5 protein-coding genes are annotated in these 12148 nt (G+C 72.0%); all 5 read right to left on the minus strand.

Annotation, left to right across the window (positions count from 1 at the left end):
* Positions 1-35: 35 nt before the first annotated feature.
* The 5 genes from CLT68_RS01075 to CLT68_RS01095 all read right to left on the minus strand — a co-directional run bounded on the left by CLT68_RS01075 (position 36) and on the right by CLT68_RS01095 (position 12015).
* Complete coding sequence (locus CLT68_RS01075) at positions 36-3539, minus strand: phosphodiester glycosidase family protein (protein ID WP_099848215.1); 3504 nt, start codon at positions 3537-3539, stop codon at positions 36-38.
* Positions 3540-3681: 142 nt separating this feature from the next.
* Positions 3682-5859: a transcription termination factor Rho gene (rho, locus tag CLT68_RS01080; protein ID WP_099848217.1), complete on the minus strand. Its 2178-nt coding sequence runs from the start codon at positions 5857-5859 to the stop codon at positions 3682-3684.
* Between the two features lie 295 nt (positions 5860-6154).
* Positions 6155-7099: a homoserine kinase gene (gene thrB / locus CLT68_RS01085; protein WP_099848219.1), complete on the minus strand. Its 945-nt coding sequence runs from the start codon at positions 7097-7099 to the stop codon at positions 6155-6157.
* A gap of 229 nt (positions 7100-7328) precedes the next feature.
* Positions 7329-8561, minus strand: coding sequence for an MFS transporter (locus CLT68_RS01090; protein ID WP_099848221.1), 1233 nt, complete (start codon positions 8559-8561; stop codon positions 7329-7331).
* A 178-nt stretch (positions 8562-8739) separates the two neighbouring features.
* Positions 8740-12015: an efflux RND transporter permease subunit gene (locus CLT68_RS01095; RefSeq protein WP_099848223.1), complete on the minus strand. Its 3276-nt coding sequence runs from the start codon at positions 12013-12015 to the stop codon at positions 8740-8742.
* Between the last annotated feature and the right edge of the window lie 133 nt (positions 12016-12148).

The following is a 12148-nucleotide window of genomic DNA, read 5'->3' on the forward strand; positions in this document are numbered from 1 at the left end:
GACGGGCCCCGCGCGTGGGGGCCCGTCCGGACAGTTCACCTGGTGACGGTGATGGTGGCCTCGGCACGGGCGCCGTTGACCTCCACCGTCAGGCGTAGCGGCGCGGCGGGCCGCAGTGCCGTCAGGGTGCCGGTGGCCGGGTCGAATCGGGCGGTGTGCCATGGGCGCACCCCGGCCGCCGAGCCGATGTGCACTCCCGGCGAGGCCGACCAGTCGGCGCTGACCGGTGCGGCCACCGGGACCGTACGCCCGCTGGGCTGGGCCAGTGTGGCGGTGACCGTCGCGGGGGTGCCGACCGCGACGCTGGCCGGGGCGGCCACCGTGAGCCGGTCGACGTGCGCGTGGAACTCCGCGTCCACCCAGCGTGGGCCCTCGGCGAGCGGGTCACGGCGGGCCCGGTCCGCCTCGGTCGGGGTCACCGGGTCCACGCCGAACTCCGTCCAGCCGGTGAAGCCACCCTGGTCGGCAGGGGTGGACGGCGTCTTGCCCGCATTGCCGTTGATCACGTACGGCACACCGTCGACCCGGTCGGCGTGGAAGGTGCCGACGTGCCCGCCCACGAACAGCGCTCCCTTGCCGGTGCGATGCTGGAAATCGGCCAGCCACTGCTCCAGCAGCGCCGCCTCCTTGCGGTCGCCGAGCTGGCTGGCCTGCGCCGGGCTGGGGTCGCGCGGCGGGTGGTGGTGCAGGACGACGACCGAACCCACACGTCGGTCGGTGGCCGCCGCGTCCAGCGTCTCGCGGAGCATCCGTACCTGGTCGAAGCCGCCGCCGCGCAGCGTCCCGGTGGACGAGTTCAGCGTGACGAACCGGGTGCCGTTGTGGTCGAACACCCGGGAGGTGGCACCGAACGCGGCAGCGAAGTTGCTGATCGGGGCGCCCATGATCTCGTGGTTGCCGGGCACGTAGTACCAGGGCAGCGCGTCGCCCAACTCCTCGTCGAGGATCCGCCGGGCCAGCGCGAAGTCGGCCGGGTAGGCGGTGTCCACGAAGTCGCCGTTGATCAGGAGGAAGTCCGGCCGGGCCGCCCGCACCTCGCGCAACGTCCGCCGGGCCTGGGCGACCAGGTCGCTGTCCGGGTCGGCGGCGACGAACTGGGCGTCGGAGAGCACCGCGAACCGCCACGGCGCGCCGTCCACAGTGCCGTCGCGGACCACCACCCGATCGGTACGCGGGGCCACCTCCGGCACGTCGACCGTCGGGGGCACCTTCGCCACCAGGTCGTCGATGATCACCTCGCTGGTGTACTGCGCGGCGGCGTTCGTCTCGGCCACGTAGAAGCGGCGTACCCGCACCGGGTACTGCACCCCGGCCGGCACCGCGAACTCCACGTACCGCCAGCCGGTCCAGGTGATCAGTGGGCCCCGCAGCACGTGCTGGGTGTCCTGGGCGTCGTGCAGGTGCAGGCTGGGCCACTCCCCGGTGCCGTTGCCGTGGATCCACATCCCGAAGGCCTGCGGCTGACCGGGCACCTCGATCCAGGCGGGCGGGTCGGCGTACGCGGCCCGCGTGCCGGTGGACTGGCCGAAGTCGTACGACATGCGCAGGCCGGTGCCGGTGTGCCCCGGCGCGGGCGCGACCGACCCGCTGGCGCGGGCCTGGCTGAACCGCCAGGAAGCGGCGTCGTCGAACCCGGCGACCGGCACGTCGGTCAGGCCGACGGTGACCGGCAGGACCACGCTCGTGCGGCCGACGCGAACGGTCACCAGGCCGGAGCCGGTGTCCCCCAACGCGGCGACGGACAGGTTGCCGTCCCCGGTGGGGGTGATCCGCAGCAGGTCCCGGTCGTAGTCGAGGGTGAGGTCGGCCGGCTCGATCGGCGCGGTGTTGCCTTCGGCGTCGTACCCGACCACGCCGACCAGGGCGTTGCCGTCCCGCCCGGTCAGCCCGACCCGTGGCGTGGTGGTGCCGATCCGGGCCAGCGGGCCGAGCACTGTGAGGTTCAGGGAGCCGGTGACCCGGCCCCGTGCGGCGGTGACCGTGCTGGCCCCCGGCGCGCCGGCGTGGAACACGCCGTCACGGTCGATCCGGCCGCGTACCGCCGGGTTCGCCCGCCAGGTGGGAGCGCCGGCCGCCGGGCCGTACGTCTCGTCGTAGCCGGATGCGGTGAGGGTGCGGGTCAGCCCCGGGAAGACCCGGTCGGGCCGTCCACCTCGCACCGGTGAGACACCCGGGGCGGCGGTGGGGTCGCTGGCCGTCTCGACCCAGTAGCCGGTGAGTCGCCCGCTGCCCTTCGGCGCGTAGATGGCCAGGCCGTTGGGCACTGCCCGCTCGCTGCCGTCGGAGGGGCCGTTCTCCACCTGCACGGCGGGCGCGCCCGGCTCCCGGGCCAGCAGCGTGGACGATCCGCCGCCATCCAGGTTGAGCGCGTGGTGGGCGCCCAGCTCGGCCATCATCCGGCCCATCTCGGTCTGCGTCACGCCGCGGCTGTCGACCTGACGACCGTCCACCGTGAGCATGATCATCTTCCGACCGTCGGCGCTGAACCCGACAGCGGTGCGGGGGGCGAGGGTCGGATCGGCGATGCTCTGCACTACGCCGTCGCGGACCAGGACGTTGCCGCCCCCGACCGCCGCGTGCAGGGTGCTGCCGTCGGAGGGCTTCGGCCGCCAGGCAACCGTCACCGGGTCACCGGCGCGCAGGCCGGCCAGCGCGTCCGCGCCGAGGTCGCGGCCGAGCAGCACGGTGCTGCCTGCGGCGATCGGGCCGCTGCCGGCCACGCTTCCCACCGCGGCCACCCGACCGTTGGTCACGGTGACCTCGACCACCCGGGCCGCGCCCTCCACGGCACGCTGCCGGGTGTACGTCCCCCACAGCTCGGTGAACGCTCCGATGCCGTCGGCCTGGACCATGTTGTTGAACTGGGTCAGCGGGACCGGCCCGGTGGGCAGGGTGGCGCTGCCGTCGAAGTTCACCTCGATCACCCGGCCGAGGCCGTTCGTGGTGACCGCCACCGCGTTGCGGTGACCGCTGACCCCGGACTGGATCAGCTCGCCGTCCCGGACGCCGACGCCCTGGGCGGCACCCGAGTTGTTGATGTCGAAGAAGTCGCCGTTGACCGCGGCGACCGCGCGCGACTGGTCCACCGCCTGTCGCAGCGGCTCGGCCCGGCTGACCGCGCCGGAGTTGACGTAGTCGACGGTGGAGCCACCGGCCAGATCGGTGGTGAGCGCGTCGGCGCGCAGCCAGCCCTCGGCGTCGTACCTGTCGAAGGACGTCAGCTGCACGCCCGGGGCGACCGGCCGGGTGGCCTTCGTGGTCTCCAGCCCGCCGGCCGGCTCCAGGCCACCAGCGACGGCGGTCGGGGCGGTCGGGGCGGTCGCGGCTGTCGGGGCGGCGGCCAGGCTGACCGAGCCGGCCGGGCGGGAGGACGCGGGCGGCGCGTCCTCCGCGATCGTGGGTGAGGCCAGGTACGGCGAGGCGACTGGGGACGGGGTGACGGTGGGCGCGGCGGTGGCCGGCGGTGACAGGGCCAGGGCGAGCAGCGGCGTCAGCAGCAGGACGCCGGTGCGGCGGGCGGTTCGTCTGCGGGTACGCATGGACGACAGTCAACCCGGCAATGAATAGAAGTTTCAATACTTATCGACTGAACCGAAGGAAAATTCCATCAGGTGCCGCCCGGAGACATGACGAAGGGGCACGACCGGTGTGGCCGTGCCCCTTCGTCTCACCCGGGGATGGTTACTCCCCCGGCGTCGACTTCGCGATCTGCATCAGGAACTCGATGTTGGTACGTGTCTTCTTGAGCTTGTCGAGCAGCAGGTCCATCGCCGCCTGCGAGTCCAGCGAGTGCAGGACCTTGCGCAGCTTGTGGAGGATGGCCAGCTCCTCCGGCGCGAGCAGAACCTCTTCCTTACGGGTACCGGACGGGTTGACGTCGATGGCCGGGAAGGTGCGCTTGTCGGCGATCTTCCGGTCCAGCTTCAGCTCCGCGTTGCCGGTGCCCTTGAACTCCTCGAAGATGACCGTGTCCGCCATGGATCCGGTCTCCACCAGCGCCGTGGCGATGATGGTCAGCGAGCCACCGTTCTCGATGTTGCGAGCCGCGCCGAGGAAGCGCTTCGGCGGGTACAGCGCGGTGGAGTCGATACCACCCGACATGATCCGGCCGCTGGCCGGCGCCGCCAGGTTGTACGACCGACCGAGCCGGGTCACCGAGTCGAGCAGCACGACCACGTCGTGCCCCAGCTCAACCAGGCGCTTGGCCCGCTCGATGGCCAGCTCGGCCACCGTCGTGTGGTCCTGCGGCGGACGGTCGAACGTGGCCGCGACGACCTCGCCCTTGATCGACCGCTGCATGTCGGTGACCTCTTCGGGCCGCTCGTCCACCAGCACCACCATCAGGTGGCACTCCGGGTTGTTGTGCGTGATCGCGTTCGCGATCGCCTGCAGCACCATCGTCTTACCCGCCTTCGGCGGTGACTGGATGAGTGCCCGCTGGCCCTTGCCGATCGGCATGACCAGGTCGATGACCCGGGTGGTCAGGATGTGCGGCTCGGTCTCCAGGCGCAGGCGCTCCTGCGGGTAGAGCGGAGTGAGCTTGTAGAACTCCGGTCGACGCCGGGCCTCCTCCGGCTCCATCCCGTTGATCGTGTCCAGCCGCATCAGCGGGTTGTACTTGTCGCGCCGCTGGTCACCGCTGTTGCCGCCCTCGCGGGCCGCCCGCACCGCACCGGTGATCGCGTCACCGCGGCGCAGGCCGTACTTCTTGATCTGGGACATCGAGACGTAGACGTCGTTCGGACCGGCCAGGTAGCCGGTGGTCCGCACGAACGCGTAGTTGTCGAGCACGTCGATGATGCCGGCCACGGGGACGAGAACGTCGTCCTCGCTGACCTGCGGCTCACGCCCACCGGTGTCGGCACCGGTCTCGGTGCGCTCGCCCCGCCCGCGACGACGGTCCCGGAAACGGCTGCGCCGGCCTCGCCGGCCGCCACCCTCACCGTCGTCGTCGTCGCTGTCCCGCTCGACACGCTGACCACGGTCGTTGCGGTCACCGCGGTCGTTGCGGTCGGCCCGCTCCGGACGGTCGTTACGGTCGGCACGCTCGCCCCGGTCGGAACGCTCGCCCCGCTCGTTGCGCTCGCCCCGGTCGGCACGCTCGCCCCGCTCGGCACGCTCGCCCCGCTCGGCACGGTCGCCCCTGTCGGAACGCTCCGCGCGGTCGCCCCGCTCGGCACGCTCGCCCCGGTCGGAACGCTCCGCGCGGTCGCCCCGCTCGGCACGCTCGCCCCGGTCGGAACGCTCCGCGCGGTCGCCCCGCTCGGCACGCTCGCCCCGGTCGGAGCGCTCGGCACGCTCGGCACGCTCCGGACGCTCGGCCCGGTCCCGGCGATTCTCGCCGCGGTCGGTCCGCTCGCCAGCGCCAGCCTCTTCGGTACGCGCCTCCTCGGCGCGGACCTCGGTCGGACGCGCCTCGGTCGGACGGGTCTCGGTCGGACGGGTCTCCGCTGCTGCGGTCCGGCTCCGCCGGGTGCGAGTGCGACCTTCGGTCTCGGCGGCCGGCTCGGCGGGCGCCTGATCGGCACTGCGCCCCTCGGCTGCCGGCCGGTCGGCGGTTTCCCGCACCTCGGCGCGCACCCCCTCACGGGTCGGAGCGGCCGCGGCCGCGACCTCGGCCCGTGGTCGAGGGGTCCCGGCGGCGTTGCCGCCCTGCCGCTCGGAAATCGCGGCGATCAACTCGCCCTTGCGCATGCGAGCCGTGCCGGAGATGCCGAGCGACGCGGCCAGGCTCTGCAGCTCTGGCAGCAGCATCGCCGACAGACCGGTGCCGCTACGCCGACGACGGGCGGGAGCGGCTGCGGTGGCATCGCCAGCGACGTTGGAAACATCCGACGTCACGTCGGTGGTGTCGCTCAATGGATTCCTTCCCTCGTAAGGCCGTGGCTGCCCGGAGTCGGAACTCAGGTGGCCGGGCGGCCTCGGTGCACCCGCCTCGCAAGGACGCGTCGCGGGAGTCTGTGACACAGCAGCCGGTCGGTATCCCGACTCACCAACGTCGGTGAGCAGGTCTCGCCGTCTGCGGCGACCTGTGGAAACTGCGGTGCGGCGTGGGCCTTGGCAGGGGTAGACGGGCTGACCGCCGAGAGCTTCGGGGGTGCGCCGCCCCGCAGGAGATCGCGTGCTTCGCGGCTGTGCTAGGTCTAGAGCGTAATCAACTCTTCCGACCTGCGGCAACAGGGTCCCGCTCGGCGTGTCCAAGTCTACCCCGGGCAACCCGTGCGCCGCTGACGTCTATCGGTAACTGCCAGATCTGCCAGTCTGTTCCCGCTGGGAAGCTCGCCGGAGGCTCGCTGAGCGCCAGCACAGTGGGCCCCGCCCCACTGACCACAGCCGCCACACCGGCCGCTCGTAACGCGCTGACCAGGGCAGATGTCGCTGGCATCCCGGCCGAGCGGTAATCCTGGTGGAGCCGGTCGACCGTGGCCGGCAGCAGCAGGCTCGGGTCGGCGGTGAGCGCGTGCACCAGCAGAGCGGCCCGCCCGGCGGTCAACGCAGCGTCGCCGTGCGGCACGGTGGCCGGCAACGCGGCCCGGGCGGCGGCGGTCAATCCGCGTTCGGCCGGCACGAAAATGATGGGCCGCACCCCGTCGGCGACCGGCAGGGACACCGCCCGGGCACCGGTCGGCTCGGACCAGGCCACCGTGAAGCCGCCGAGCAGGCAGGGCGCGACGTTGTCCGGATGGCCCTCGATCTCGGCCGCCAACCGGAGCATGCCCGCCTCGTCCAGCCGGTGCTCCCCGTCGGTGACCAGGGCGCGGGCCAGCAACACCCCGGCGACGATCGCGGCGGACGAGGAGCCGAGCCCCCGCGCCTGGGGGATCCGGTTGACACACTCCACGCTCAAGCCCCCGGGGTGGGCACCGAGCACGTCGAAGGCGGCGCGCATGGCCCGCACCACGAGGTGCCGGTCATCGTCGGGCAGCTCGCCGGCACCCTGCCCGGTCACCGTCACGCGGACCCCGGCCGACGTGACCTCGGCGGCCAGGTCGTCGTGGAGCCCCAGGGCGAGACCCAACGCGTCGAAGCCAGGGCCCAGGTTGGCGCTGGTGGCGGGGACCCGGACGCGAACCGGCCCGGCGGTGAAGTTCGTCGGCACGCGCTCATGGTAGGGCCTGTTTAATAAGGGCGGTCGAGCCGAGGCGGAGTCCGGGCGGCGAGCCGGCAAGGCGCGGTTTCGTCCGGATACCGGTGTTGTATCTGGACGAGACCGCAACGCCGCCGGTCGTCGTCCGGGCCCGCCGCAGGCCGGCCAGTCCTTGTGAAACAGGCCCTAGGGTCAGGGACCGACGATCCGGTCCCCCGTCCGCAGCCTGGGACCGCCCGGTTCAGCCGACCGGCTCGGGGGTCGCGTCGGTGAGCGAGAGCCGACGGGTGGCGATCCGCCAGCCCACCGCGTACACGAGGGTGATCAGACCGCAGCCGGCGAGCACGACCCGTTCGTCCACCACGTCCACCACCATGGCCACCGCCAGTTGGCTCACCGAGATGGCCAGCGTGGCGAGCATCATGTCGGTGGCGAAGACGCGCCCCCGCAGGTGGTCCGGGACCTCACCCTGGAGGGCGAAGTTCGATATCACCCAGTTGCTACCGCCCGCGAAGTGCGCCAGGAAGACCAGCAGCAGCACCAACGGAAACCAACGGACCACCGATGCGCCCAGGTAGGACAGGCCGTAGAGCGACATGGACAGCGCGAGCGCGGGCAGCAGCCAGGCTCGGTTGGTCAGCACCCGACGCATCAGGATCGGCCCCACCAACGCCCCGGCGCCCCGCACCGCGAAGAGCAGGCCGGCACCGAGCGGACCGACGCCGTACACGCCGGCCAGCAAGGGGAACACGGTCAGCACGCCGTTGCCCAGGCCGACCGCCGACTTGACAGTGACCAGCGCGAGCACCCGAGGCCGGTGCCCGATGTAGCCGAGCGCCTCACGGACCGCCGCCCAGGTCCGCTGGGCCGGTCGGGTGGTGTCCCGGGGCGCCTGCAGGGGCCGGCGGATCCGGGTCGCCAGGGCCGCGGCCAGCGCCAGGCCCACCGCCGCCACCCAGAAGCAGACGTACGGGCCGGCGACGGTGCTGAGGACGCCGCCGAGCGAGGCGCCGACCACGGTCATGGTGCCCCAGGCGGAGCCGGCCACGGCGTTGCCGGCGGCCAGCTCGTGGGGCTCCAGCACGTTGGGCAGCGCAGCCTGGGCGGCCGGTGAGTAGAACGCCTTGGCGACCGCCACCACGCCGATCGCGACCAGCGCCAACCACGCAGTACCCGCGCCCCGAACCCCGAGCAGCAGCAACACGCCCGCGAGCGCGGCCACGTTCGCGGCGATCATGATCTTGCGCCGGTCGAAACGGTCGGCGATCGTGCCCGTGTACGGCAGCAGCAGCGCCACGATGCCGGTGTCCACGGCCAACACCAGTGCGCCCCAGACTCCGCTGCCGGTCAGGTGGGGCAGCAGCACCAGCAGGGGCACCATGACGAACCAGTCAGCGCCGAAGACCACCAACTCGGCGAGGAAGAGGTTGCGGAAGCTCCGATTGCCGGTCAGAACCGAGAGGGTGGACGCCACGGAGCGCGACCCTACCTGTTCGGTACGGGGGCTACACCTGCCGCCAGCAGCGCGGAGACGGTGACGAATGTGTAGCCGCGCGACCCTCGGCGCGGTTCGGATCGAGATATCTCGACCGATCAATGTGGAAACGCCCCCGGCAGAACCCTGCCGGGGGCGTTCCGCGACGCGGTCCGACCTACTCGGTCGGCTCGGACGGAGGCAGCGGCGAGGTGCGGCTACGGGGCAGCCGCAGCACCTCGAACTGGTCCGTGCCCTCCACCAACGCACCCGACGGGGCGGGACGCCCGGCCGGCTGCGCACCCCCGGCCGCCGCCGGGACAGGCGCGGCGCTCGGCACCGCTACCTGATTCGGGGCAGCCGCCTCGTCGGTGTCCGCCGTGGGCACCGCCGGGTCACCTGAGCGCCGCCGACTACGCCGAGCCCGCAGCGACTCCTTGGTGTTCTCCACCATCGTGTAGAGCGTCGGCACCAGGATCAGCGTGAGCAGCGTCGAGCTGAGCAGGCCACCGATCACCACGACCGCCAGCGGCTGAGAGATGAAGCCGCCCTCACCGGTCAACCCGAGCGCCATCGGCAGCAGCGCGAAGATGGTCGCCACCGCGGTCATCAGGATCGGACGCAACCGGCGCCGGCCACCCTCGACCACCGCCTCCTGGACCCCCATGCCCTGCGCACGGTACTGGTTGATGAGATCGAGCAGCACGATGGCGTTGGTCACCACGATGCCGACCAGCATCAGCACGCCGATCAGCGCCGGCACGCCGAGCGGCGTCCCGGTGACCAGCAGCAGTCCGATAGCGCCGGTCGCCGCGAACGGAATGGAGATCAGCAGAATCAGCGCCTGGGTGAGGCTGCGGAACGTGGCCACCATGATCAGGAACACGATCGCGATCGCGGCCAGCACCGCCAGACCCAGATCACCGAACGCGTCCGCCTGGTCCGCGCTGACCCCACCGATGGTGAAGGTCGCTCCGGGTACGTTGATGCCGTCCAGCCGCTTCTGCAGCTCCTGGCTCGTCGCACCCAGGTTCGAGCCGGTCGCGGCGCCGGTCACCGACACACTGCGCTCACCGTCGATTCGGCTGACCTGTTGCGGCCCCTCGCCCTGCGTGACCTGCGCGATGTCACCCAGCTTGACCGGCCCGACCGGCAGTGCCCGCAACTGCTCCACCGACATCGGCGGCTGCGTACCCAACCGCAGCACCACGTTCTGCTGCTGGCCGTCGAGCGTGACCTGACCCAGCGGCGCTCCCCGGAACGCCTGCGACACGAGCTGCCCCACGGCGGCCTCGGTGAGCCCGGCCCGACCGGCCGCGACCCGGTCGACGGTCACGTCGACACGCGGCACCTCGGCGGCAAGGCTGGTGGTGACATCCTCGACGTCCGGGACGCCGGCCATCGCCGTACGGGCCTCCTCGGCGGCCCGGGTCAGCACCTCCGGGTCGCTGGCCTGGACGATGACCTCCAGCTGGCTGGTGGACGCCTCCTGCCCGCCGCCAAAGCTGATCTCGCCCAGTCCGCTGCCGAGCTTGTCGAACTCCTCGCGCAGCACCTCACGCATCTGCTTCGCGTCGGTGTCGCCGTCGAGCGCCAGCGACCAGGTCGCGATGTTGTTGCCGCCGCCCCCGAACGGGTTGTCCCCGCCGCCGGCGGTCACCTGGTACGTCGTTACGCCCTTGGTCCGGGACAGCACCGACTCGACCTGCTTGGCCGCCGCGTCGGTGGCCGCCAGGCCACTGCCGGCCGGCAGTTCCTGGCTCATGTTGAGGGTGTCCTGGCCGGAGTCGTCCAGGAAGTTGGTCTCCAGCTTCTGCGCGAGGCCGAGGGTGCCGAAGAGCACCAGCAGACCGAGCCCGACGGTGATCCAGCGGGTCGACCGCTTGCGGGTCGCGAACCCGATCACCGGCAGGTAGGCCCGCTGCAACGGGCTACGCAGCTCCTTCTCCTCCGCACCGCGCCGCACCGCCTCGTCGTCGGCGGTGCCGCCGCGCGGCTTGAGGAACCAGTACGCGAGGACCGGGATCACGGTCAGCGACACCAGCAGCGAGGCGAGCAGGGCCACCGTCACGGTGATCGCGAACGGCGCGAAGAGCTGGCCCACGAACCCGCCGACCAACGCGATCGGCGCGAACACCGCCACGGTGGTGAGGGTGGACGCGGTCACCGCGCCGGCCACCTCGCGGACGCCGGTGATGATGGCGTGCCGCTTCTCCTCGCCGTACTCCAGATGTCGTTTGATGTTCTCCAACACGACAATCGAGTCGTCCACCACCCGGCCAACCGCGATTGTCAGCGCGCCGAGGGTGAGCAGGTTGAGCGAGTAGTCGCCGATCCACAGGGCAATCAACGCCACCAGCACGGAGAGCGGGATGGAGACGGCGGTGACCACCGTCGAGCGCACCGACAGCAGGAAGACCAGGATGACGATGACCGCCATCACCAGGCCCAGCAGGCCCTCGGTGGTCAGCGACTCGATCGACTTCTCGACGAACGGCGCCTGGTCGAAGACCACTGTCAGCTCCGCGCCGGAGGCGTCCTTCAGGTCGTCGAGCCGGTCGCGGATATCGTGCGAGATCTGCACCGCGTTGCCGTCCGGCGCGGCGGTGACCGCGATGCCGAGGCTGTCCTTGCCGTTGGTCCGGGTGATCGCGGTGGCCGGAGCCAGTTGCTGCTCGACGGTCGCCACATCAGCGAGACGCACGGGCGCCGCGCCCGGGGCGACCACGATGCCGCGCAGGTCCTCCAGGGTGGCGATCGGCGTGCCGACCTGCACCGGAAGGGACAGCGCCCCGTCGGTCACCGCGCCGGCGGGAACCGCCACGCCGTTGGTCTTCAGCGCCGCGCCGATCGCCGTCGGCTGGACCTGCGCCGCGGCCAGCTTCGCCGGGTCCGGGGTGACCAGCACGACGTCGTCGCGGGTGCCGGTCACCTCGACCGTGCGAACCCCCTCGACGCCCTCCAGCTCCGGCACCACCGCCGTACGCAGCTTCTCGGCCAGGGCCCGCTCATCCCCCGTGCCGGTCGCGGCCAGCACGACCGCCGGAAGATCGTCGGTGCTACCGGCGATGACCTGCGGGTCGACGCCCTCCGGCAGTTGGGAGTCGATCCGGCTCAGCGCGGTCTGCATCTTGTTGACCACGTCGTCCAGGTCGGTGCCGAACTCGTACATCACCTGGACGGTGGCCGAGCCCTCGCGGGACGTGGAGGTGACCTGGTCCAGCCCCGCGATGCCCTGGAGGGCGTTCTCGATCGGCTCGGTGACCTGCGACTCGACGATCTCGGGGCCGGCACCGGGGTAGGGGGCCACGATGAACGCGGCCGGGAACTCGAGCGACGGCAGCAGTTGCTGCTTCAGCGACGGCACGGCGAACGCTCCGAACGCCGTAATCACCACCGCGATGAGGGCGACAAGCCCTCGGTTGGCGAGGCTGAATCTGGCGAGCAGCGACATCGGCCTGGTTCACTCCTGAACGAGAATGCGGGCGGGGATACGTGAAAGTGTGCCCGACACGATCACCAGAACCCACGCCGCCCCCACGCCCGTCCCGCAGAACCGGCCGGCCTCCGCCGGTCACCGACCGGGC

The sequence above is a fragment of the Micromonospora sp. CNZ299 genome (genome assembly GCF_002754415.1).